At 66.2% G+C, this 22,916-nt stretch carries 21 protein-coding genes; 15 read left to right on the top strand and 6 right to left on the bottom strand.

The window, feature by feature from the left end; genetic code table 11:
• The 3 genes from AC3FOF_RS43160 to AC3FOF_RS43150 all read left to right on the top strand — a co-directional run.
• A partial coding sequence (locus tag AC3FOF_RS43160) for an NADP-dependent malic enzyme (RefSeq protein WP_488730161.1) occupies positions 1 to 2,179 on the top strand: 2,179 nt, incomplete at its 5' end.
• A gap of 447 nt (positions 2,180 to 2,626) precedes the next feature.
• Positions 2,627 to 2,938, top strand: a complete 312-nt coding sequence (locus AC3FOF_RS43155; RefSeq protein ID WP_276267743.1) for a guanyl-specific ribonuclease — start codon at positions 2,627 to 2,629, stop codon at positions 2,936 to 2,938.
• On the top strand, positions 2,935 to 3,534 hold the full coding sequence (locus AC3FOF_RS43150; RefSeq protein WP_017225636.1) for a barstar family protein: 600 nt from the start codon (positions 2,935 to 2,937) through the stop codon (positions 3,532 to 3,534). Before AC3FOF_RS43155 ends, AC3FOF_RS43150 begins: the two co-directional genes overlap by 4 nt.
• Positions 3,535 to 3,627: 93 nt before the next feature.
• Here the strand turns inward: AC3FOF_RS43150 and AC3FOF_RS43145 are convergent, their stop codons facing one another.
• From AC3FOF_RS43145 to AC3FOF_RS43135, 3 genes are read right to left on the bottom strand one after another with little or no spacing between them, the layout of a single operon-like run.
• The gene (locus AC3FOF_RS43145; protein ID WP_488730160.1) at positions 3,628 to 4,242 is read right to left on the bottom strand and encodes a YidB family protein; all 615 of its coding nucleotides are present in this window, start codon (positions 4,240 to 4,242) and stop codon (positions 3,628 to 3,630) included.
• Positions 4,243 to 4,294: 52 nt separating this feature from the next.
• Positions 4,295 to 5,047, bottom strand: a complete 753-nt coding sequence (locus AC3FOF_RS43140) for a 16S rRNA (uracil(1498)-N(3))-methyltransferase (protein ID WP_488730159.1) — start codon at positions 5,045 to 5,047, stop codon at positions 4,295 to 4,297.
• Entirely contained in the window at positions 5,047 to 5,493 is a 447-nt protein-coding gene (locus AC3FOF_RS43135) for a VOC family protein (protein WP_017225100.1), read from the bottom strand. Before AC3FOF_RS43135 ends, AC3FOF_RS43140 begins: the two co-directional genes overlap by 1 nt.
• A 461-nt stretch (positions 5,494 to 5,954) precedes the next feature.
• Between AC3FOF_RS43135 and tkt the strand changes: the two genes are divergently transcribed.
• From tkt to AC3FOF_RS43120, 3 genes are all read left to right on the top strand, one after another.
• On the top strand, positions 5,955 to 7,991 hold the full coding sequence (gene tkt / locus AC3FOF_RS43130; protein ID WP_035807612.1) for a transketolase: 2,037 nt from the start codon (positions 5,955 to 5,957) through the stop codon (positions 7,989 to 7,991).
• A gap of 82 nt (positions 7,992 to 8,073) precedes the next feature.
• A complete protein-coding gene (gene gap / locus AC3FOF_RS43125) occupies positions 8,074 to 9,072 on the top strand; it encodes a type I glyceraldehyde-3-phosphate dehydrogenase (protein WP_017225103.1) in 999 nt (332 codons plus the stop codon).
• A gap of 276 nt (positions 9,073 to 9,348) precedes the next feature.
• Entirely contained in the window at positions 9,349 to 10,338 is a 990-nt protein-coding gene (locus AC3FOF_RS43120) for a LysR family transcriptional regulator (protein ID WP_017225104.1), read from the top strand.
• Positions 10,339 to 10,426: 88 nt separating this feature from the next.
• Here AC3FOF_RS43120 and fur read toward each other — a convergent pair whose 3' ends face one another.
• Positions 10,427 to 10,858 (bottom strand): ferric iron uptake transcriptional regulator, encoded by a 432-nt coding sequence (gene fur, locus AC3FOF_RS43115; RefSeq protein WP_017225105.1) that lies wholly within the window; start codon positions 10,856 to 10,858, stop codon positions 10,427 to 10,429.
• A 200-nt stretch (positions 10,859 to 11,058) separates the two neighbouring features.
• On the opposite strand from fur, the gene AC3FOF_RS43110 reads away from it, so the two are divergent.
• The 9 genes from AC3FOF_RS43110 to AC3FOF_RS43070 all read left to right on the top strand — a co-directional run bounded on the left by AC3FOF_RS43110 (position 11,059) and on the right by AC3FOF_RS43070 (position 21,062).
• Positions 11,059 to 11,691 carry an outer membrane protein assembly factor BamE gene (locus tag AC3FOF_RS43110; protein ID WP_276266042.1) on the top strand — a complete coding sequence of 211 codons (633 nt, stop codon included), beginning with the start codon at positions 11,059 to 11,061 and terminating at the stop codon, positions 11,689 to 11,691.
• Between the two features lie 62 nt (positions 11,692 to 11,753).
• Positions 11,754 to 12,551, top strand: a complete 798-nt coding sequence (dapB, locus tag AC3FOF_RS43105) for a 4-hydroxy-tetrahydrodipicolinate reductase (protein WP_488730158.1) — start codon at positions 11,754 to 11,756, stop codon at positions 12,549 to 12,551.
• Positions 12,552 to 12,696: 145 nt separating this feature from the next.
• Positions 12,697 to 15,333 (top strand): leucine--tRNA ligase, encoded by a 2,637-nt coding sequence (gene leuS / locus AC3FOF_RS43100; RefSeq protein WP_488730157.1) that lies wholly within the window; start codon positions 12,697 to 12,699, stop codon positions 15,331 to 15,333.
• Positions 15,334 to 15,381: 48 nt separating this feature from the next.
• On the top strand, positions 15,382 to 15,903 hold the full coding sequence (locus AC3FOF_RS43095) for an LPS-assembly lipoprotein LptE (RefSeq protein ID WP_017228128.1): 522 nt from the start codon (positions 15,382 to 15,384) through the stop codon (positions 15,901 to 15,903).
• A 62-nt stretch (positions 15,904 to 15,965) separates the two neighbouring features.
• Positions 15,966 to 17,006, top strand: a complete 1,041-nt coding sequence (gene holA / locus AC3FOF_RS43090; RefSeq protein WP_017228129.1) for a DNA polymerase III subunit delta — start codon at positions 15,966 to 15,968, stop codon at positions 17,004 to 17,006.
• Positions 17,007 to 17,108: 102 nt separating this feature from the next.
• The gene (locus AC3FOF_RS43085; protein ID WP_488730156.1) at positions 17,109 to 18,389 is read left to right on the top strand and encodes a glutamate-5-semialdehyde dehydrogenase; all 1,281 of its coding nucleotides are present in this window, start codon (positions 17,109 to 17,111) and stop codon (positions 18,387 to 18,389) included.
• Positions 18,390 to 18,545: 156 nt separating this feature from the next.
• Entirely contained in the window at positions 18,546 to 18,968 is a 423-nt protein-coding gene (locus tag AC3FOF_RS43080; RefSeq protein WP_017228131.1) for a HemJ family protein, read from the top strand.
• 133 nt (positions 18,969 to 19,101) lie between these two features.
• Positions 19,102 to 19,707 (top strand): 2-hydroxychromene-2-carboxylate isomerase, encoded by a 606-nt coding sequence (locus tag AC3FOF_RS43075; RefSeq protein ID WP_017228132.1) that lies wholly within the window; start codon positions 19,102 to 19,104, stop codon positions 19,705 to 19,707.
• 80 nt (positions 19,708 to 19,787) lie between these two features.
• Complete coding sequence (locus AC3FOF_RS43070) at positions 19,788 to 21,062, top strand: THUMP domain-containing class I SAM-dependent RNA methyltransferase (protein WP_488730155.1); 1,275 nt, start codon at positions 19,788 to 19,790, stop codon at positions 21,060 to 21,062.
• A gap of 24 nt (positions 21,063 to 21,086) precedes the next feature.
• Here the strand turns inward: AC3FOF_RS43070 and AC3FOF_RS43065 are convergent, their stop codons facing one another.
• Both AC3FOF_RS43065 and AC3FOF_RS43060 read right to left on the bottom strand, forming a co-directional pair.
• Positions 21,087 to 22,133 (bottom strand): response regulator, encoded by a 1,047-nt coding sequence (locus AC3FOF_RS43065; protein ID WP_488730154.1) that lies wholly within the window; start codon positions 22,131 to 22,133, stop codon positions 21,087 to 21,089.
• A gap of 276 nt (positions 22,134 to 22,409) precedes the next feature.
• Positions 22,410 to 22,916 (bottom strand): NAD(P)(+) transhydrogenase (Re/Si-specific) subunit beta (locus tag AC3FOF_RS43060; protein WP_488730153.1); only part of this gene is annotated, 507 nt, incomplete at its 5' end.

Raw genomic sequence — 22,916 nt, 5'->3', positions numbered from 1 at the left:
CGACCTGGCGCTGGCCTACTCGCCGGGCGTGGCCGCCGCGTGCGAGGAAATCGTGGCCGATCCGGCCAATTCCTTCCGCTACACCGCGCGGGGCAACCTGGTTGGCGTGATCACCAACGGTACCGCGGTGCTGGGCCTGGGCGATATCGGCCCGGCGGCTTCCAAGCCGGTGATGGAGGGCAAGGCGGGCCTGTTCAAGAAGTTCGCCGGCATCGACGTGTTCGACATCGAACTCGATGAGAAGGACCCCGAGAAGCTGGTGGAGATCATTGCCGCGCTCGAGCCTACCTTCGGCGGCATCAACCTCGAAGACATCAAGGCGCCCGAGTGCTTCTACGTCGAGCGCAAGCTGCGCGAGCGCATGAAGATTCCCGTCTTCCACGATGACCAGCATGGCACCGCCATCGTGGTCGGCGCGGCCGTGGTCAACGGCCTGACCGTGGTGGGTAAGGACATCGGCAAGGTCAAGCTGGTGGCTTCCGGCGCGGGCGCCGCGGCACTGGCCTGCCTGGACCTGCTGCTCGACCTCGGCATGAAGCTCGAGAACATCTGGGTGACGGACCTGGCCGGCGTGGTCTACGAAGGCCGTACCGAGCTGATGGACCCGGAAAAGGCCCGTTTCGCGCAGAAGACCGACAAGCGCAAGCTGGCCGAGGTGATCGACGGCGCCGACATCTTCCTGGGCCTGTCTGCCGCCGGCGTGCTCAAGCAGGACATGGTCCAGCGCATGGCCGACAAGCCGCTGGTGCTGGCACTGGCCAATCCCAACCCGGAAATCCTGCCGGAACTGGTCAAGGAAGTGCGTCCCGACGCGGTGATCGCCACCGGCCGCACCGACTACCCGAACCAGGTCAACAACGTCCTGTGCTTTCCCTTCATCTTCCGCGGCGCGCTCGACGTGGGCGCCACCACCATCACGCGTGAGATGGAAGTCGCGGCGGCGCATGCCATCGCCGAACTGGCGCGCCAGGAGCAGAGCGACATCGTCGCCACCGCCTACGGCATCCAGGACCTGTCCTTCGGTCCCGAGTACCTGATTCCCAAGCCCTTCGATCCGCGCCTGATCGTCAAGATCGCGCCGGCGGTGGCCGAGGCCGCCATGAAGTCCGGCGTGGCCGCGCGCCCGATCAAGGACATGGACGCGTACCGCCTGCAGCTGCAGCAGTTCGTGTACCACTCCGGCACGCTGATGAAGCCGATCTACGCGGCCGCCCGCCAGGTCGACATGGAGAAGAAGCGCATCGTCTTCGCCGAGGGCGAGGAAGAGCGCGTGCTGCGCGCGGTGCAGGTGATCGTCGACGAGAAGCTGGCCAACCCGATCCTGATCGGCCGGCCGGCCGTGATCGCCCACCGCATCGAACGCTTTGGCCTGCGCCTGCGCGGCGGCATCGACTTCACCGTGGTCAACCCGGAGCACGACGCGCGTTTCCGCGACTATTCCGAGGCCTACTTCAAGATGATGGCCCGCCAGGGCGTCACCCAGCAGTACGCCAAGCTGGAAATGCGCCGCCGCACCACGCTGATCGGCGCCATGCTGGTCAAGAAGGGCGAGGCCGACGGCATGATCTGCGGCACGGTCAGCAACACCGCCGCGCACCTGCGCTATATCGACCAGATCCTGGGCGGCACCAACGAGGTCTACGCCGCGATGAACGGGCTGGTCCTGCCGGGCCGCCAGATCTTCCTGGTCGACACCCACGTCAACGTGGACCCGACCGCCTGCCAGCTGGCCGAGATCACCCTGATGGCCGCCGAAGAGCTCAAGCGCTTCGGCATCGAGCCCAAGGTGGCGCTGGTGTCGCACTCGAACTTCGGTTCGTCGGAAGCGCCGTCGGCGCAGAAGATGCGCGAAACGCTGGCGATCCTGCGCGAACGCGCGCCGGAACTCGAGGTGGATGGCGAGATGCACGGCGATTGCGCGCTCGACCCGAAGCTGCGCGACCAGCTCGTGCCGGATGGCGCGCTCAAGGGCGAGGCCAACCTGCTGGTGTGCCCGAATATCGACGCCGCCAACATTGCCTACAACCTGCTCAAGGTCGCGGCGGGCAACAATGTGGCGATCGGCCCGATCCTGCTGGGCGTCAAGGCGCCGGTCCACATCCTGACGCCGTCGGCCACGGTGCGCCGCATCGTCAATATGACGTCGCTGGTGGTGGTGGACGCGGCAGCCAAGCGCTAAGCCGCAGCCAGTCTTGAAAAGCCGGGCTTGCCCGGCTTTTTTTGCGCCTGCGTACCTTGGTCAGTGTGCACACACATTTCATTAACATGTTGAAACAATTGAGCTTTTCCACTCTGCTGGAGGGCGGGGATTGATTATTTAACAGCATGGGCGTAACCTTATGCCTTTGAAGTGCGCGCTCGTTATGCGCGTAACGATGCCACCGGTATTCGCGCAGGCCGTCCGGGGTGCAGGCAAAATGGGCAGTCGGGGTGGCGCGGCAACCGCGCAATCCTGGTGACGCCAAGTCCATTTGGCTGGCACTCCTAATTCAAGACAAGCAACGTGGGTTCCCAAATTCCTTTGACGCAGCGCGCATCGCAATGGATTTCAGTCGCCGGTCTGGCGCGAGTGGCAAGCCGGGTGCTGGCAGGCGTGGCGGTATCTTGCGCGCTGGCCCAGCCCGTGATGGCGCGCCAGGCGATCGATGACGGCACGGGAACCATCGCTGTACAGCAATTGCCCAACGAGGCACAGTTGACGTTGGAACGTATCGAAGCGGGTGGACCGTTTCCCTACGCCAAGGATGGCTCGAGGTTCGGCAACTATGAGCGCGTCCTGCCGCAGAGGTCGCGCGGCTACTACCGCGAATACACGGTAAAGACAAACAGCCGAAACAGGGGAGCGAGACGGATCGTATGCGGCGGTGATCAACGCGCCACCAACGACTGTTATTACACGGACGACCACTACAACAGTTTCAAACGGATAGCCAAATGATGACTGACATTTTCGGATTGGGCGACGCCCTTGCCGCCCGCGAAGAGCGCGGCGCCGGAGATGGCTGGCAGCGGGCCCAGACCCAGGCCCGGAATCTTTACGACAACGTGTTGACGATGCCTCGCAACGAGCTCTCGCACCAACCGCCGCCCGCACCCGTTCCCGCAGCCGGCACCGACGGTAGCCAAGAGGGAGCCATGAACCTGTTCAAGACGGTGCGTCCGAACATCGTCCAGTCGATTCGCGCGTTTCGCGTGCCCGAACTCGCCCAGGCGGCAGCCGAACTGGGACAGCATTTCCTGTACGCCAACTGCGCGCACTGCCAGAGCAAGGCGGAAGTGCTGGAAACCATCGCCACCAACTTCCTTTTTCCCAAGCATTTCGGGAAGAATTTCGATGCGCTGGCGGATTGTCTGACCGACCTGATCCACAAGGCGGGTGCGCAGCCCGGCTTCGTGATCGTGCTCGAGGGCCTGCCGATCGCCCAGAAATTCGACAAGGAAGGGCGCGAGGTGTTGCTCGACGTGTTCCGTGACGCAGCCGAATTCTGGGCCGAGCGCAAGGTGCAGTTCCGCGTGTTCTACTCTTTCGCCTGAGCGCACCGCCCACGGCAAGGACAGGAAAAACAAAAGGCCCGCAGTGAAGCGGGCCTTTTGTTTTGGGTGTGACCTGGCCGGTGTGGCCCGGGCCTATGCCGCCGGCGGGACCTGGCCTTGCGGCGTCAGCCGGTCGATCAGTTCGGGTAGCCCTTCGCTGAGGTGAGCGGCCACGTCGTCCGGCGACAGGCCGGTCGATTTGGCCAGGTTTTCCAGTGCGCCGGTACCACCCAGCGCGCCGGCCAGCGCGCTCGGCGAGACGGGCTGGTTGGCGCCCGTACCGATCCACGAATTGATCTGGTCGCCCAGTCCGGCCTGGGCCAGCACTTGCTGCAAGGCGCCGATGCCGCCTGCCGCCGCGCCCAGCGCGGATGCGCCGCCGGCAGCCTGCTGGCCCTGGCCGCCGAACAGGCCGCCCAGCAAGCCGCCCAGATCCAGCCCGCCGGATGTGCCGCCAGCTGCGGCGCCGCCGGCCCCGCCCAGCAGCCCACCCAGCAGCCCGCCGAGGCCGCCCAGCCCGCCAGGTCCGCCGACACCGGCGGAGGCATCGGCCGGCTCCTGCGCCGCGCCGCCGCCTTCGCGGTGCATGGCGAGCATGGCCAGCAGCCCCAGCGCCATCATCATCTTCGGGTTCAGGCCGCCAGCGCCCGCTTCGCTGCTGCCGTGCTGTCCGAGAACTCCGCCCAGCACGCTATCGAGTAGCCCCATGATCGACTCCTTCCTGTGAGTGTGGCGCCGGGCCAGGATGGCCCGGGTGCCGTCAAAATCCGCCTAGTACCGCGTTGAGCGTGGCCAGGCAGGCCAGCCCGGCGGTCTCCGTACGCAAGATGCGCGGGCCGAGTGACACGCCCGTGAAACCGGCTCGCATTGCCGCGGCTTCCTCGTCCGGCGCGAGCCCGCCTTCCGGCCCGATCAGCAGCGTCGCGCCGTTGGCAAGCAGGGCATCGCGCCGTTCCGTGGCAAACGATACCAGCGACTGCGTGGCGCGCGGCGATACCAGCAGGCGCGCGCCTTGGGCCGCCGCCGGGTCCGCCTGCAGCAGCCAGGATTCCAGGTTGGCCACCGGCGCGACGTCCGGCAAGCGGTTACGCCCGCATTGCTCGCATGCGGCCTCGACCAGCGCCTGCCAGTGCGCCTGGCGCTTTTGCGCCCGCTCGGCCGACAGCCGCACCACCGAGCGCGCCGCCTGCAGCGGCTGGATCGCCGCCACGCCGAGTTCGACGGCCTTCTCGATCAGCCAGTCCATCTTGTCGCCGCCGGCCAGTCCCTGTGCCAGCGTGACGCGGAATGGCGCCTCGGACTCCGACGGGTCGTGACTGCCGATCCGTGCCAGCGCATGGCGCTTGCCGAGTTCGACCAGGGTGGCGGCATGGCTGCCGCCGCGCCCGTCGAACAAGGTGATGCCGTCGCCCGGGTTGAGGCGCAGCACCTGGACATGCCGTACCACGGCTTCCGGCAGGTCCAGTTCGGTCTGAGGCGCCAGGGCGGCGTCGATGAAAAAGCGCGGCGGCATCAGGCGCGTCCATCCTTGTTCTCGTCGGCGGCCTTGTCCGCTGCCACCGGTTTGCCGAAGCCCCAACGGTAGCCGTCGGGATCCTCGACCATGCAATAGCGGTCGCCCCAGAACTGGTCGGCCGGCGCCATCAGGCTGATGGCGCCGGCGGCTACCGCACGGGTGTACATGCCATCGACGTCATCGCAGTAGACATAGAAGGTCTGCGGGCATTCGACGCCGAGCGAGCGGGGCGTGCGCGCGGTGCTGCCCCAGGCGCCTTCGGGCGCGAACATCACGACCAGTTCGCCCTGGTAGTGCATTTCGGCGTGGGTCGGCACGCCGTTTTCGTCGACCACATTCCCCGCGCTGAAACCGAAGGCGCGGTGGTAGAAGTCGAGCGCGCTGCGCCCGTTGCCCACCGTCAGGTAGGGCGTGAGCCAGGGGGTGTTGGCCGGTCTTGTCATGATCGTCTCCTGGTTACGGGAAGCCGCGCGGGACCTGCCATGGCGGCGGGTCCCACGGTGCGAACGAGCATCTTACGCGGCGGCGCCGACGCTGTCGAAAAGCGCCCGCAGGTGCAGGGGCCGGGCGAACGGCGACCGGATGCAGCGCGGCATGGTAGCAGCGCAGTGCGCGGTCGAGTTGCCAGGCGTACCGGCGCTCGGCGGCCGGCACGGGGGCGGCACTCATGATGTGGCCATCCAGGCCGAAGATGCGGTCAAAGCGCCCATGCTCGCCGGCCTCGATCTGCAGGCACGGCGAGCGGACCGCCGCCAGCAGCCGGATCCGGCCAAGCGTGCTCCCGATGCCGGGGGAGAGCCATCCGGTCCACTGCGGATGCCCACGGTCCGGGGTCGCCAGGGGGCCGGATTCGCTTCTTCCTTCTGGTAAAATTGCGCTTTTCCCGCCGCCAGGTCCCCGCCGCATGTCTCACCTCGCTCATCCCGCCGCCAGTCCGCACGCTTCGCAGCCCGTCCAACTCATGGCCAACGCCATTCGCGTCCTGGCCATGGACGCCGTTCAGCAGGCCAATTCAGGCCACCCCGGCATGCCGATGGGCATGGCGGATATCGCGGTGGCGCTGTGGGGCCGTCATCTGAAGCATAACCCGGCCAACCCCAAGTGGGCTGATCGCGACCGCTTCGTGCTGTCCAACGGCCATGGCTCGATGCTGCTGTACGCCTTGCTGCACCTGACCGGCTACGACCTGCCGCTGGCCGAGCTGAAGAATTTCCGCCAGATGCACAGCAAGACGGCTGGCCACCCGGAATACGGCATCACGCCGGGCGTGGAAACCACCACCGGCCCGCTTGGCCAGGGCCTCACCAACGCGGTGGGCATGGCGCTGGCCGAGCGCCTGCTGGGCGAGGAATTCAACCGCCCCGGCTTCGATATCGTCAACCACCACACCTATGTCTTCCTGGGCGACGGATGCCTGATGGAAGGCATCAGCCACGAGGCCTGCTCACTGGCCGGCACGCTGAAGCTGAACAAGCTGGTCGCGCTGTGGGACGACAACGGCATCTCGATCGACGGCGATGTCGTGCACTGGTTCGCCGACGACACCCCGAAGCGCTTTGAAGCCTATGGCTGGAACGTGATCCGTGCGGTCGACGGCCATGACGCCGCCGCGGTCGACGCCGCTATCGCCGAGGCCAAGTTCAGCGATCGCCCGACCCTGATCTGCTGCCGCACCCTGATCGGCAAGGGCGCGCCTAACAAGGAAGGTGGTCACGACGTGCATGGCGCGCCGCTTGGCGGCGCCGAAATCCTGGCCACGCGCGAAGCGCTGGGCTGGACGCACGCACCGTTCGAACTGCCGGCCGAAGTCTATACGGCATGGGATGCCAAGGCCCGCGGCGGTTCGCTGGAAAAGGCGTGGAACGCGCTGTTCGAGGCCTATGCCGAGCGTTTCCCGTACGAAGCCGGCGAATTCCAGCGCCGCATGCGCGGCGAACTGCCGGGCGCCTTCGACGCGGCCGTGGACGCCTTCCTCGCCAAGTGCGAGGAAAAGGCCGAGACCATCGCCACCCGCAAGGCCAGCCAGAACACCATCGAGGCGCTTGCCGCGGTGCTGCCGGAATTCCTGGGCGGCTCGGCCGACCTGACCGGCTCCAACCTGACCAACTGGTCGGGCAGCAAGGCCGTGCGTGCCGATGCCTGGGGCAACCACATCAATTATGGCGTGCGCGAGTTCGGCATGAGCGCCATCATGAACGGCATCACGCTGCACGGTGGCTACATCCCTTACGGCGGCACCTTCCTGACCTTCTCGGACTACAGCCGCAATGCGCTGCGCATGGCGGCGCTGATGAAGATCCGCTCGCTGTTCGTGTTCACCCATGACTCCATCGGCCTGGGCGAGGACGGCCCGACCCACCAGTCGATCGAACACGTCGCCAGCCTGCGCCTGATCCCGAACATGGATGTCTGGCGTACCGCCGACACCACCGAAACCGCGGTGGCCTGGGCCCAGGCCGTGCGCCGGGAGAACGGCCCGAGCTGCCTGATCTTCAGCCGCCAGAACCTGCCGTTCCAGACGCGCGACGATGCCACCCGCGCCAATATCGCGCGCGGCGGCTACGTGCTGCGCGATGGCGCCAACCCCAAGACCGGCCGTCCGGACGCCGTGATCATCGCCACCGGTTCGGAAGTCGGCCTGGCCGTGGGGGCGGCGGAGCAGCTGGCCGCCGACGGCGTGCACGTGCGCGTGGTCTCGGTGCCGGCGACGACCGTATTCGACAAGCAGGATGCCGCCTACAAGGCTTCGGTGCTGCCGGCAGGCGTGCCGCGCGTGGCGGTGGAAGCCGGCGTGACGGATTTCTGGTGGAAGTACCAGGTCCAGGCCGTGGTGGGCATCGACACCTTCGGCGAATCCGCCCCGGCTGGCGTATTGTTCAAGCACTTCGGCTTTACCGTCGAGAACGTCGTGCGCACGGTGCGCGACACGCTCGGCCAGTAACAGGATTCCCGGGGCCGCGCGGCCCCGGCAAAGGCAAGGCTTTTCCGCATCCATCGATCGTTAGGCTACTCAGGAGATAAACATGACCATCAAGATCGGCATCAACGGCTTCGGCCGCATCGGGCGCATGGTGTTCCGTGCTGCCGCCGCCAACTTCAAGGAAATCGAAGTCGTCGGCATCAACGACCTGCTTGAGCCCGACTACCTGGCTTACATGCTGAAGTACGACTCGGTGCACGGCCGCTTTGACGGCGAAGTGTCGGTCGACGGCAACACCCTGATCGTCAACGGCAAGAAGATCCGCCTGACCGCCGTGAAGGACCCGTCCGAGCTGAAGTGGGGCGAGATCGGTGCAGACGTGGTGATCGAGTCGACTGGTATCTTCCTGACCAAGGAAGGCGCGCAGAAGCATATCGATGCGGGCGCCAGGAAGGTCATCATGTCGGCCCCGTCGAAGGACGATACCCCGATGTTCGTGTACGGCGTGAACCACGACACGTACAAGGGCGAGGCGATCATCTCCAACGCCAGCTGCACCACCAACTGCCTGGCGCCCGTCGCCAAGGTGCTGAACGACAAGTGGGGCATCAAGCGTGGCCTGATGACCACCGTGCACGCCACCACCGCTACCCAGAAGACCGTCGACGGCCCGTCCAACAAGGACTGGCGCGGTGGCCGCGGCATCCTGGAAAACATCATCCCGTCGAGCACCGGTGCCGCCAAGGCCGTGGGCGTGGTGATCCCCGAGCTCAACAAGAAGCTGACCGGCATGTCGTTCCGCGTGCCGACCTCCGACGTGTCGGTGGTCGACCTGACCGTCGAGCTGGAAAAGGGCGCCACCTACGCCGAGATCTGCGCCGAAATGAAGGCACAGAGCCAGGGCGCGCTGAAGGGCGTGCTGGGCTACACCGAAGACAAGGTGGTCGCGACCGATTTCCGCGGCGATGCACGCACCTCGATCTTCGACGCCGAAGCCGGCATCGCGCTGGACTCGACCTTCGTCAAGGTCGTGAGCTGGTACGACAATGAATGGGGCTATTCCAACAAGGTGCTGGAAATGGCTCGCGTGGTCGCCAAGTAACCTGGCCCCGACCGTTTCAGGCAGGCACAAAAAAGCGGCGCCCTGCGGGGCGCCGCTTTTTGTCTGTACGTAATCTCGGGTAACTGGCCGCCTATGGCGCCCAAGAGCCACCATCCTTGCGCTGGCGCAACCGCCGGCCCCTTGGTGGGGTGCAGAATCCCTATTCGGTCTCCGACTTTGCTCTTACACTGCTACAGTGCTAGAAAATACTGATGTGCGGCCAATGCAAGTGACGATCCAGTCATTCGCAATCTCCAATCCAACCTGGGTGAGATCATGGTGAATGTGGATACCAAGCTACTCGTGATTTTCACCGAGCTGCTCAGCAAGCGAAACGCGACCTATGTCGCGGAAAAGATGCATATGACCGCGCCGGCGGTCTCGCATTCGCTGGGTCGCCTGCGCGAGATCTTCGACGATCCGCTCTTCATCCGCGTGCCGCACGGCCTGACGCCGACGCCGCGGGCCCTGGAACTGGGGCCGAAGATTCGCGACATGCTTGACCTGTGGTCTTCGATCAACGAGGGCGATGCCGACAATTTCGATCCCGCAGTCGCTTCCGGCACACTGAATATCGGTTTTGCCGCCGAACTGGGCGATACGGTGTTCAATCGCTTCATCCTGCGTATCAAGCAACTGGCGCCGGAATTACATATCAAGCTGGTCGAATCCCACTCGTGGGAGTCGGATGTCGCCGCCATGCGGGGCAACGAGCTGGACCTGGCGTTCTCGCCGTTCCCGACCCGCCATCCGGAGATCGTCGAGGAGATGGTGACCTCGCTCAACCTCTGGGTCTGCGCGCGCAAGAACCATCCCGTGCTCAAGGGCACCTGCACGCTCGAGCAGTATCTCGATTGCGGTCATATCTTCATGGCGCATTCGGGAGGCAGCGGCCGTCCGGCACCCTCGCTGATCCCGCTCGACTATGCCTTGCAGCAGCGCGGTCTCAAGCGCAATGCCACGCTGACGGTGCATTCCTGGCGCGCGCAATCCGAGCTGGCCGCGCAGACCGACCTGATTTTCACAGTCAATGCGCTGACCAAGGACATGGCCTGCGAAACCTACGGGCTCAAGGCCTTCCCCTTGCCGGCCGAGATCAATACGACGCTGGGGCTGAACATGTTCTGGCACCGCAGCCGCAACACCCATCCGATGCTGGTGTGGGCGCGTGGCCTGTTTCGCCAGGTCGTGGTCGAGTTCACTGGCGGGCAGGTCGCGGCGCGGGGCCTGCATCTCGTTGCCGAGCCTGATCAGCAGGAATCGTAGGATCGGCCTGAAATAAGAAAACCGGCGCCCCGCGCCGGTTTTTTCATGTGCTGCCGGTGATCGGGAGCGCCCGTGGCGCCTGCCGGGGCTAACGCTTCGGACGGAAAGCGCAGTCGGTCTTGATGCAGTTGCCGTACAGCGACAGCGCATGTTCCTGCAGCGCGAAACCACGTTCGCTGGCGATGCTTTGCTGGCGGCGCTCGATTTCGGAGTCGTAGAATTCCTCAACGCGGCCGCAGTCGATGCAGACCAGGTGGTCGTGGTGCTTGCCTTCGTTCAGTTCGAAGATGGCTTTGCCGGATTCGAAGTTATTGCGCGACAGCAGTCCGGCTTGCTCGAACTGGGTCAGTACGCGGTAGACGGTGGCAAGGCCGATGTCCATTTGCTCATTGAGCAGGATGCGGTAAACGTCTTCCGCGCTCAAGTGGCGCTGCTCGCTGGTCTGGAAGATCTCGAGGATCTTCAGACGCGGTACGGTCGCTTTAAGACCGATATTTTTGAGGTCCGCCGGACTCGGCATGGGCGTGACTCCCTAGAGTACAATGTCTGGATAATTGAATCATAAGGGTTTTGGCGGCAAAAGTCGCCCCGGTGGGTTGCCCGGGGCACGGCCACCTGCCCTAGGCTGCTCTTGCGGTGATGCATCGCTGCAGCCGTCTCGTGGCGAACGCCACGAATGCCGCAATCGGCACTTTCCTCTCCCTTCTAGAAGCGAGATACATGCGTTCATTTCGTTCGTCCGCCATGCGTCCGACGCTGGTTACCACTGTGCTGGCTGCTGCCACCCTGCTGACGGCAGCATGCTCCACTTATGACAGTACGTCGCGCACGATCGCCAATGCGATCACCCCGTACCGTATCAATATCGTGCAAGGCAACTTTGTCTCGCGCGAGGCCGCGTCCCAATTGCGCGAAGGCATGACGCGCGAGCAGGTCAAGTTCCTGCTCGGCACGCCGTTGCTGACGGATGTGTTCCACGGCAATCGCTGGGACTATGTGTTCTCGTTCCGCCGCGGCAATACCCCGGTGGTGCAACAGCGCCGCTACACGGTCTTCTTCGATGGCGACAAGCTGGTCAAGTTCGGCGGCGACGAGTTGCCCTCGGAATACGAACTGATCGCCGAGATCGATGGCATGAAGGCCATGCAGGCGGGCCAGCACGTGGGGATCAAGTCGCGCAGCGATGCGGCGGTTGCCCCGGCGTCGGCTCCTGCCGCGGCCCCCGCCTCGGATGCCGCCGCCGCCCCGGCCGAGGCTGCCGCGCCTGCCGCCACCGCGCCGGAGGCAGGCAAGCCCGTCCAGGAGGCCGCCGCGACGGCCGCCTCCGGTGTTCCGGCCAGTCCTGCCAACTGAGCCGTCTCTCCCGATATGCCGGCCGCGCTGCGGCCGGCTTCCTTTTTGACTGCTGACAAGCCATGAATATCGCCATCGCAGGTGCCTCCGGCCGCATGGGCCGCATGCTGATCGAACACGTCCTCGCCACCGACGGCGTGACCCTGTCGGGCGCGCTGGATGTCCCGGGCTCGCCGGCCCTGGGCCAGGATGCCGGGCTGCTGCTGGGCCGCACCACCGGCGTGACCATCACCGCCGACATCGAAGCGGGTCTCGCCGGTGCCGACTGCCTGATCGATTTCACCCGCCCCGAGGGCACGCTGGCGCACCTGGCGGTGGCTACGCGCCTTGGCGTCAAGATGGTGATCGGCACCACCGGCTTCGACGACGCCGGCCGTGCCGCCCTGGCCGAGGCCGCAAAGCAGATTGGCCTGGTGTTTGCCGCCAACATGAGCGTTGGCGTCAACGCCACGTTCAAGCTGCTGGAAACGGCCGCCAGGCTGCTGTCCTCCGGCTACGACATCGAAGTCATCGAGGCGCATCACCGTCACAAGGTGGATGCGCCGTCCGGCACCGCGCTGGCAATGGGTGAGGTGGTGGCGAAGGCGCTTGGCCGCGATCTCAAGACCTGCGGCGTGTTCTCCCGCGAAGGCCATACCGGCGAGCGCGATCCCAGCTCGATCGGCTTTGCCGCCGTTCGTGGCGGCGATATCGTGGGCGACCACACCGTGATGTTCGCCGGCATCGGCGAGCGCATCGAAATCACGCACAAGTCGTCCAGCCGCCAGTCGTACGCCGACGGCGCGGTGCGCGCGGCGCGCTTCCTGGCCGACAAGCCCGTGGGCCTGTTCGACATGCAGGACGTGCTGGGGCTGAAGTAGGCTCCCCGGCACGTCCTGCGCCGCTGGCACCGGCGGTTATAATCGGCTCTTTCGCCATTCCAGCGCAGGCGGGCGCCGCAAGGCCGCCCGCCGCTTATCTTTTCCACGCTTTCCGCCCGTCAACGCAGTTGCCGTTGTCCTGAACATGCAAGACAAATATCTGCCCTCCGCCGTTGAACAAGCCGCCCAGCAACACTGGCAAGCCATCGATGCCTACCGCGTGTCGGAAGAGGCGAAGCTGGCCGACGGCAGCGAGAAGCCCAAGTTCTATGCCTGCTCGATGCTGCCTTACCCGTCGGGCAAGCTGCATATGGGCCATGTGCGCAACTACACCATCAACGATGTGATGGCGCGCCACCTGCGCATGACCGGGCACAACGTGCTGATGCCGATGGGCTGGGATGCGTTCGGCATGCCGGCGGAAAACGCCGCGCTCAACAACGGCGTGGCGCCGGCGGCCTGGACCTACGACAACATCGCCTATATGAAGCGGCAGATGCAGTCGATGGGCCTGGCCATCGACTGGTCGCGCGAGGTTGCCACCTGCAGCCCGGACTACTACCGCTGGAACCAGTGGCTGTTCCTCAGGATGCTGGAGAAGGGCATCGCCTACCGCAAGACCGGTACGGTGAACTGGGATCCGGTCGACCAGACCGTGCTGGCCAACGAGCAGGTCATCGACGGGCGCGGCTGGCGCTCGGGCGCGCTGGTCGAAAAGCGCGAGATCCCGATGTATTACCTGCGCATCACCGACTACGCCGAGGAACTGCTTGGCGACCTCGATGGCCTGGGCTGGCCCGAGCGCGTCAAGATCATGCAGCAGAACTGGATCGGCAAGAGCGTGGGCGTGCGCTTCGCCTTCCCGCATGCCATCGCCGGCGACGACGGCAAGCCGATCGGCGACGGCAAGCTGTACGTGTTCACCACGCGCGCCGACACCATCATGGGCGTGACCTTCTGCGCGGTCGCCGCCGAGCATCCGCTGGCTGCCCATGCCGCCGCCGCCAATCCCGAACTGGCCGCCTTCATCGACGAGTGCAAGCACGGCTCGGTGATGGAAGCCGACATGGCCACCATGGAAAAGAAGGGCATGCCCACCGGTCTGAAGGTGGAGCACCCGATCACCGGCGAGCAGGTCGAGGTATGGGTCGGCAACTACGTGCTGATGAGCTACGGCGACGGCGCCGTGATGGGCGTGCCAGCGCACGACGAACGCGACTTCGCCTTTGCCGGCAAATACGGCCTGCCGATCAAGCAGGTCATCGACATGGTTGACGCCAAAAAGAGCCAGCCGTTCTCGACCGAAGCCTGGCAGGAATGGTACGGCGACAAGGAGCACGGCACCTGCATCCATAGCGGCAAGTACGACGGCCTGGACTACCAGGCCGCGGTGGAAGCCATCGCCGCGGATCTGGGCGCCAAGGGCCTGGGCGAGAAGAAGATCACCTGGCGCCTGCGCGACTGGGGTATCTCGCGCCAGCGCTACTGGGGCACGCCGATCCCGCTGATCCATTGCGAGGACTGCGGCGTGGTGCCGGTGCCCGAGCAGGACCTGCCGGTGGTGCTGCCGGAAGACCTGGTGCCGGACGGCACCGGCAACCCGCTGGCCAAGGATCCGCGCTTCCTCGCGTGCACCTGCCCGTCGTGCGGCAAGCCGGCGCGCCGCGAGACCGACACCATGGATACCTTCATCGATTCGTGCTGGTATTACATGCGCTATACCTGCCCGGACGCGGCCACCATGGTCGACGCGCGCAACGACTACTGGATGCCGATGGACCAGTACATCGGCGGCATCGAGCACGCGATTCTTCACCTGCTGTACGCCCGCTTCTGGACCAAGGTCATGCGCGACATGGGCCTGGTCACGTTCAACGAGCCGTTCGCCAACCTGCTCACGCAGGGCATGGTGCTCAACGACACCTACTACCGCGAAGACGCAGCCGGCAAGAAGACCTGGTACAACCCGGCCGAGGTCGACGTCAGCACCGATGAGCGTGGCCGCCCGCTGGGTGCCGTGCTCAAGGCCGACGGCCAGCCGGTGGTGATCGGCGGCGTGGAAAAGATGTCGAAGTCCAAGAACAACGGCATCGACCCGCAGGCGCTGATCGACCAGTACGGCGCCGACACCGCGCGCCTGTTCGTCATGTTCGCCGCGCCGCCCGAGCAGCAGCTCGAGTGGAGCGGCTCGGGCGTGGAGGGCGCCTCGCGCTTCCTGCGCCGCGTGTGGAACTACGGCTATGCCAATGCCGAGGCGATCGCGGCGGGCGGCAATGGCGCGCCGGCCGGCGATGCCGACGCAGCGCTGCGCCGCGAGATCCACGGCGTGCTCAAGCAGGCCAACTACGATTACCAGCGCATCCAGTACAACACGGTGGTATCCGCCACCATGAAGATGCTCAACGCGCTGGAAGATGCCAAGCAGGCCACGCCGGCCGCGCGCCGCGAATGCCTGGGCATCCTGTTGCGCGTGCTGTATCCGGTGGTGCCGCACGTCACCCACGGCCTGTGGCAGGAACTGGGCTATGCGGCGCAGTTCGGCGATCTGCTCGATGCGCCCTGGCCGCAGGTCGACGAGTCCGCGCTGGTGCAAAGCGAACTCGAACTCGTGCTGCAGGTCAACGGCAAAGTGCGCGGCAGCCTCACGGTGCCGGCCGATGCCGACCGCGCCGCCATCGAGGCCATGGCCGTCGCCAGCGAGACCGTGGCCAAGTTTGCCGCCGGTGCCGCACCGAAGAAGATCGTGGTGGTCCCGGGCCGCCTGGTCAACGTGGTGCTCTGACGAGCGCTGGCCAAGTCCGTGATCAAGCCAATTAGGGAGCTGCCGAATATGGATCGACAGAAGCAGGATCGACCGCTGCAGGGCCGCCGCGCGGTCCTGGCTACGCTGCTGGTGGCCGGCCTGCTGGGCGGCTGTGGCTTTCACATGCGTGGCAACGCGGATTTCGCGTTCAAGAAGCTTTACATGAGCATTCCTGCCAACACGCTGATGGGCTCCGATCTGCGCCGCGCCATTCGCAACGGCTCGGATACCCAGGTCGTGGCCGACGCGAAAGACGCGGATGCCCTGCTTGATGTGCTGCAGGACACGCGTACCAAGACGGTGCTGTCGATCACCACCACCGGCGTGGTGCGCGAATACCGCCTGACGCAGCGCTTCACGTTCCGCCTGCGCAGTGCCGCAGGCGAGGAACTGATCGCGCCCTCGCAGCTGGTCCTCACGCGCGACCTGACCTACAACGAGGCCAATACGCTGGCCAAGGACTACGAAGAGCAGCAGCTCTATCGGGATATGCAGCGCGATATCGTGCAGCAGCTGATCCGCCGGCTGGCCGCGGTCAAGGCGATCTGAGCCAGGCGCAAGGCCTGGCTCGGGAGCCCAGCACGGCAAGGACAAAGGAACAGGCGCAAGGCATGCAGCTTAAGCTCGACGGACTCGAAGCCCACCTGCGCCAGGCCAAGGGACGCGGCCTGGCGCCACTTTACGTGGTGCATGGCGACGAGCACCTGCTGGTGCTCGAGGCAGTCGATCGCCTGCGCCAGACAGCGCGCGAGTCCGGCTTCACGGAACGCGAGGTGCTTTCGTCCGAGCGCGGCTTCAACTGGGGGCAGGTGGTCCAGGCGCAGCAATCCATGTCGCTGTTCGGCGACCGCAAGATCGTCGAGTTGCGCATTCCCTCCGGCAAGCCCGGCAAGGACGGTGGCGAGGCGCTGCGCGCGGTGGCTGCCCAGCCTTCGCCGGATGTGGTGATGCTGATCACGCTGCCGCGGCTGGACTTCGCCACGGCAAAATCGGCCTGGTTCCAGGCACTGGAAGCGGCCGGGGTATCGATCAAGGTCGATTCCATCGACCGCACCCGGCTGCCGGCCTGGGTCGGCGAACGGCTGGCGCTGCAGCAGCAGCGGGTCGAGTCCGGCGAACCGGGGCGCAAGGCGCTGCAGTTCATCGCCGACAAGGTCGAGGGTAACCTGCTGGCCGCCCACCAGGAAATCCAGAAGCTGGGCCTGCTCTATCCCGCCGGCTCGCTGACCTTCGAGCAAGTGCACGATGCGGTGCTCAACGTGGCCCGCTACGATGTCTTCAAGCTCTCCGAGGCCATGCTTGGCGGCGACGTGCCGCGCCTGGTGCGCATGCTGGAGGGCCTGCGCGGCGAGGGCGAGGCCACGGTGCTGGTGCTGTGGGCGCTGACCGAGGAAATTCGCGTATTATCCAAGGTCCGGCAAGGGTTGGCCGCGGGCAAGCCGATTGGCGTGCTGACGCGCGAGCTGCGTATCTGGGGCCCTCGCGAAAAGCTGGTGCCGCAGGCCGCGCAGCGCCTCTCGCTGGCGCAGCTGGAGACCGCGCTGGCGATGGCCGCCAAGCTGGACCGGCAGGTCAAGGGGCTGCGCGCCGAGGGCATGCCGGCCGAACCCTGGGACGGCCTGCTGCAGCTGGCGCTGACCATCGCCAGGTAGGCTGCGGCACGCCCGGTCGCCAGGGATCGCCGCTTGCCTGCATTGCCAGCCGTTGCCGACAGAAAAATCACGCATTGAGGGCCGGGTCGCCTGGCCAGGAATATGAACGAGCTCGATCTCAAGCAGTATATGGACCGCGTCGGCCAGCAGGCCCGCGCCGCCTCGCGCGCCATGGCGCGCGCTTCCACCGCCGACAAGAACCGCGCGCTGCTGACCATCGCCGCTGCCATCCGGCGCGACGCCGCACACCTGAAGGCCGTCAATGCCGGCGATGTCGAGCGTGCCCGCGCCAATGGCCAGGACGCCGCCTTCGTCGACCGCCTGACGCTGTCGGACAAGGCCATCGACACCATGGCCGCGGGCCTGGAGCAGATCGCCGCGCTGGCGGACCCGATCGGCGAGATCAGCAATATGAAATTCCGCCCCACCGGCATCCAGGTGGGCCAGATGCGCGTGCCGCTGGGCGTGATCGGCATCATCTACGAGTCGCGTCCCAACGTGACCATCGATGCGGCCGCGCTGTGCCTGAAGTCGGGCAATGCCACCATCCTGCGTGGCGGCTCCGAGGCCATCGATTCCAACACCGCGCTGGCTGCGCTGGTCGCCGAGGGCCTGGCCGCCGCCGGCCTGCCGCCAGAGGCAGTGCAGGTGATCTCGACCACGGACCGCGCCGCGGTCGGCCGGCTCATCACCATGACCGAGTGCGTCGACGTGATTGTGCCGCGCGGCGGCAAGAGCCTGATCGCCCGGCTGATGGAAGAAGCCCGGGTGCCGATGATCAAGCACCTGGACGGCATCTGCCACGTCTATATCGACGCCGACGCGGACCTGGAAAAGGCCGTGCGCGTCTGCGACAACGCCAAGACCCAGCGCTACGCCCCGTGCAACACCATGGAGACCCTGCTGGTCTCGCGCGATGTCGCCGCCGCGGCGCTGCCGCCGCTGTGCCGCATCTACCAGGAGAAGGGCGTGGAGCTGCGCGTGTGCGCCGCCACCCGCGCCACGCTGGAAGCCGCCGGCTTCACCGGCCTGGTCGACGCCACCGAGGAAGACTGGCGCCTGGAATACCTGGCGCCGGTGCTGGCGATCCGCACCGTGGCCGGGCTGGACGAGGCCATTGCCCATATCAATACCTATGGCTCGGCGCATACCGATTCCATCATCACCGAGAACTACACCGCCGGCATGCGCTTCCTGCGCGAGGTCGATTCGGCCAGCGTGATGATCAATGCCTCGACGCGCTTCGCCGATGGCTTCGAGTACGGCCTGGGTGCCGAGATCGGCATCTCCAACGACAAGCTGCACGCGCGTGGCCCGGTCGGGCTGGAAGGCCTGACCTCGCTGAAGTACGTGGTGTTCGGCCACGGCGAGATCCGCACCTGAGCGGGTAGGCAGGGCGGGGCCGGCCAGGCGCCTGGGCCCCAGCCGGCTGCCGGCAGGCGCGGGGTGTCGCTGCACGCCCTGGCCGCCCCGGCTTGCCGGGGAACGCCGTTTTGCATCCCCACCGTTCCCGCGGGAACACAACTTCATGGAAGCCAGATGCTCTGGGTCAAAGCGCTGCACATCGTCTTCGTCGTCTCGTGGTTCGCCGGCCTGTTCTACCTGCCCCGCATCTTCGTCAATCTCGCCATGGAGCGCGAGCCGGCCAGCGTGCAGCGCCTGTTGTTGATGGCGCGCAAGCTCTATCGCTTCATGACCATGCTGGCGGTGCCCGCGCTGGTGTTCGGGCTGTGGCTGTATATCGGCTACGGCATCGGGCGCGGCCCCGGGCAGGGCTGGATGCATGCCAAGCTGGCGCTGGTGCTGGTGCTGATCGGCTACCACCACGGCTGCGGCGTGCTGCTGAAGAAGTTCGAGGGTGGCGGCAATACGCGCTCGCATACCTTCTATCGCTGGTTCAACGAACTGCCGGTGCTGGTATTGCTGGCGGTAGTGATCCTGGTGGTGGTGAAGCCGTTCTGACGGTGGCCGGCCAGCACCCCGCGCAGCCCGGGCTTTTCCCGCATCGTCGCCAGTCTCCAGTTTTTAGTCTCCACTTCGTTATTCACATCGTTTCACGCGCGTTGTCTCGCGTCACCCCAGTCCAGAGGACATGATGAGCAAGCAGGTCGACTACTATTTCACCCCGCAATCGCCTTTTGTCTACCTTGGCCACGCCCGCTTCACCGCGCTTGCCGCGAAGCATGGCGTGCAGGTCAATCTCAAGCCCTGCGACCTCGGGCGCGTGTTCTCGGTCTCGGGCGGACTGCCGCTGGCGCAGCGCCCGCCGCAGCGCCAGTCCTATCGGCTGGTCGAACTGGCCCGCTGGAGCGAGTTCCTCGGCGTGCCGCTCAACCCGCAGCCGACCTACTTCCCGGTCTCGGGCGATGCCGCCAGCAAGCTGGTGATTGCCGCGCAGCTCGCGCACGGCACCGCCCGCGCGATGGAGCTGATCGGCACCATCGGCCGTGCCCTGTGGGCCGAGCAGCGCAATATCGCCGATGCCGCCACGCTGGCGCAGCTGGTCGACGGCATCGGGCTCGATGGCGCGGCGCTGCTCAAGGCCAGCGAGGCGCAGGCCGTGCAGGCCGCCTATGCGCAGCACACCCAGGATGCGATCTCCGCCGGCGTATTCGGCGCGCCGTGGTACGTTTATGAAGGCCAGCCCTTCTGGGGCCAGGACCGTCTCGACTTCCTCGACCGCGCACTCGCGGCGGGCTGAAGTCCCGGGCGCGGTACACTGCGCGCTATCCGACCCCGTCCGCCACGGCGGACGTTTTTGTTTGCAGGAATTCCCAAGCCATGTCCCAAGCCTTTTTTGCCCCTTGCCCGCGCGGTCTCGAGAGCGCACTCGCCGAAGAGTTGCGCGAGATCGCGGCGCGGCCCGGACTGGCCGCTATCGCGCCGATCCAGGTCCACCGTGAAATGCCGGGTGGCGTCACGTTCTCGGGCGAAATGGCGGCGGCCTATGCCGTCAACCTGCACTCGCGCATTGCCAGCCGGGTGCTGATGCGGGTGGCCAACCGCGGCTACCGGCGCGAAGACGATATTTACGACCTGGTGCGCGCCCAGCGCTGGGACCAGTGGTTTTCACCGGCCGAGACGATGCGGGTGGACGTGACTTCGCACCGTTCGCCGCTGCAGAGCCTGAACTTCATCGCGCTGCGCATCAAGGACGGCGTTTGCGACGCCATGCGCGAGCGTACGGGCGAGCGCCCGAGCGTGGATACCGTGAGCCCGGATGTGCGGATCTATGCCCACCTGACCGAGCACGATTGCACGCTATACCTCGATACCTCGGGCGAGCCGCTGTTCAAGCGGGGCTGGCGCATGGAAAAGGGCGAGGCGCCGCTGAAGGAAAACCTGGCCGCCGGCATCCTGCGGCTGGCCGGCTGGGTGCCGGGCCAGACCGAGCGTCCTTTCTACGATCCGATGTGCGGCAGCGGTACCTTCCTGGTGGAAGCCACCCAGGTGGCGCTCGGCCTGGCGCCGGGAGCCCAGCGCAGCTTCGCCTTCGAATGGCTCAAGGGCGTCGACAACAAGGCCTGGCAAGCCTTGAAGGCGGGCGCGCAGGCCGATGCCGAGGCGGCCCGCAAACGCGTCGCAGCGGAAGCGCTGGAGATCGCCGGCAGCGATATCTCCACCGACCTGCTGTCGATGACGGAAGCCAACTGGCAGCGCGCGGGCCTGCCCGGCGAGGCGCGCCTGAAGCAGGTGGACGCGCGCTTCGCGCAACCGCCTTTCGCGGCGCCCGGCATCCTGCTGATGAACCCGCCGTATGGCGAGCGGATCGCGGTGCGGGGGGAGCGCCGCCGCCCGCTGGACGAAGCGCCGGTCGACCAGATCGACGACGAGGCCGCCAACCAGTTCGCCGGCGCCTTTGCCACCACGCTCAAGCAGAATTTCGCGGGCTGGCAGGCCTGGATCTTCACGGGCGACCTGTCGCTGCCGCGCCGGCTGCGGCTCAAGGAGTCGCGCCGCACGCCGCTCTACAACGGCAATATCGAGTGCCGGCTGTTCCGTTTCGATATGGTGCGCGGCGGCAACCGCAGCGCGCCGGCCCAGCCCGAGGCCTGAAAACCGGACTGGCGCCGGCCCGCGCTAGCGGGCCGGGCGGCCGGTGACGCGTTCCGGATGGCGGGCGAAGTCCTCCAGGAAGCTCTGGAAGCTCAGCACCGGCTCTTGCAGCAGATGGCGCGGCAGGTCGAACAAGGCGTAGAAATAGTCCTCCCGGCCCTCGCAGTGCTCGGCCGGCAGGCAATATTGCTCCCAGTCGACGCAGGCTGGCGTGTACATGCCGTTGCCCGGCCAGAAGAAAGGCACGATGCGCCCCTCGCGCAGCCCTTCGATCAGGGCCGCCGGTGCGTCGTAGGCCTCGGCGGATTCGACCTGGCTGAGGAGCCCGGCGCGGGTCTCGATCACCATCAGCGTGGCCTGGCCCTGCATCGTCAGCATCAGGATGCCGGCCGGGTTGGGGTAGAGGTAGTACTCGACAAAGCCGTAGCGCGCGGTGATCTGGCGCACGCGCTCGCAGATCGCGGGATCCGACAGGAAGGAAAACGAGTGACGCGTCAGCAGGTCGCGCAGCGTGCGCGACAAGGTGGCGAAATACTGCTGCTGGAGCGCGTCGATCTCCTGGTCGAGCCGCTCCACCATATTGCTATCGTGTTTCTTGACATAGCGGTCGATCAGGCCGTGATTGAAGCCCTGCACGGCGATGCCTTCGTCCGCGGTGCCGGTGAGCAGGATGGTCTTGCACGGCAGGTCCTGCAGGGCCTGGCAGAATTCCAGCCCGTTCATCTGCGGCATCGAGTAATCCACCACGATCACCCCTGGCTGCACAAAGCGGTTGAAGTCGTGGATCTGGCGGTAGATGCGGTCGACGTCGAGCTGCACGGTGCGCCGCTCGGTCAGGAAGGTCAGGTCGTCATGCGTCACCCGCACCGGCAGGAAGCCGTTCACGCGTGTAGTGTAGGTCTCGCGGATCCACTGCAATGCCTCGCGCGGATCGGTGAAGGTGACCACTGGCCGCGACGGATCCATCTGGAACGCCAGGCTGTCGATAAACGATTTGCTGTCGTCGACCAGCACCGTCAGGATCGGGTGATGGAAGACCGACAGATTCCGGTCCTGGGGGTTGAATGTCATCTTGCGTTCGGCTCCGGTGTCGGCAGACACAGCGGGCAGGTGGGGTTCGGCGCGGCAAGGCCGGGACGGATCGGTTTGGGGCCACCGCGCTGGACCATGCCTGGCCCTGGTCGGCCAACCGCCGGGGGTGCCCCCGCCCGCCGGTGACCGGAAACCAGTATAGCGCGCCCGCGCTTCCATGCAACCGGAGCGCGGTAGGGGGATAGCGGGGGAGGGCGTCGCGGGGCTTGGTACCGGATACGGGCGCGGGCCCGTATCCGGCGGCGCGATGCCAGGTTACTCGACTGCCTTGCCCATGTCCTCGACCACCTTCTTGGCGTCGCCGAACACCATCATGGTCTTGTCCATGTAGAACAGCTCGTTGTCCAGCCCGGCGTAGCCCGCCGCCATCGAACGCTTGTTGACGATGATGGTCTTGGCCTTGTAGGCCTCCAGGATCGGCATGCCGGCGATCGGCGAGGCGGGGTCGGTCTTGGCGGCCGGGTTCACCACGTCGTTGGCGCCCAGCACCAGCACCACGTCCGCCTGGCCGAACTCGCTGTTGATGTCTTCCATCTCGAAGACCTGGTCGTAGGGCACCTCGGCTTCGGCCAGCAGCACGTTCATATGGCCCGGCATGCGGCCCGCCACCGGGTGGATGGCGTACTTCACCGTCACGCCCCGCTCGACCAGCTTCTCGGTGAGTTCCTTCAGCGCGTGCTGCGCCCGCGCCACCGCCAGGCCGTAGCCCGGCACGATGATCACGGTCTCGGCATTGCCCATCAGGAAGGCCGCGTCGTCGGC

The organism is Cupriavidus sp. 96C5-1 (assembly GCF_057798855.1).
The sequence above is the reverse complement of the archived record's forward strand: the minus strand, read 5'-3'. Positions and strand labels throughout refer to the sequence as shown.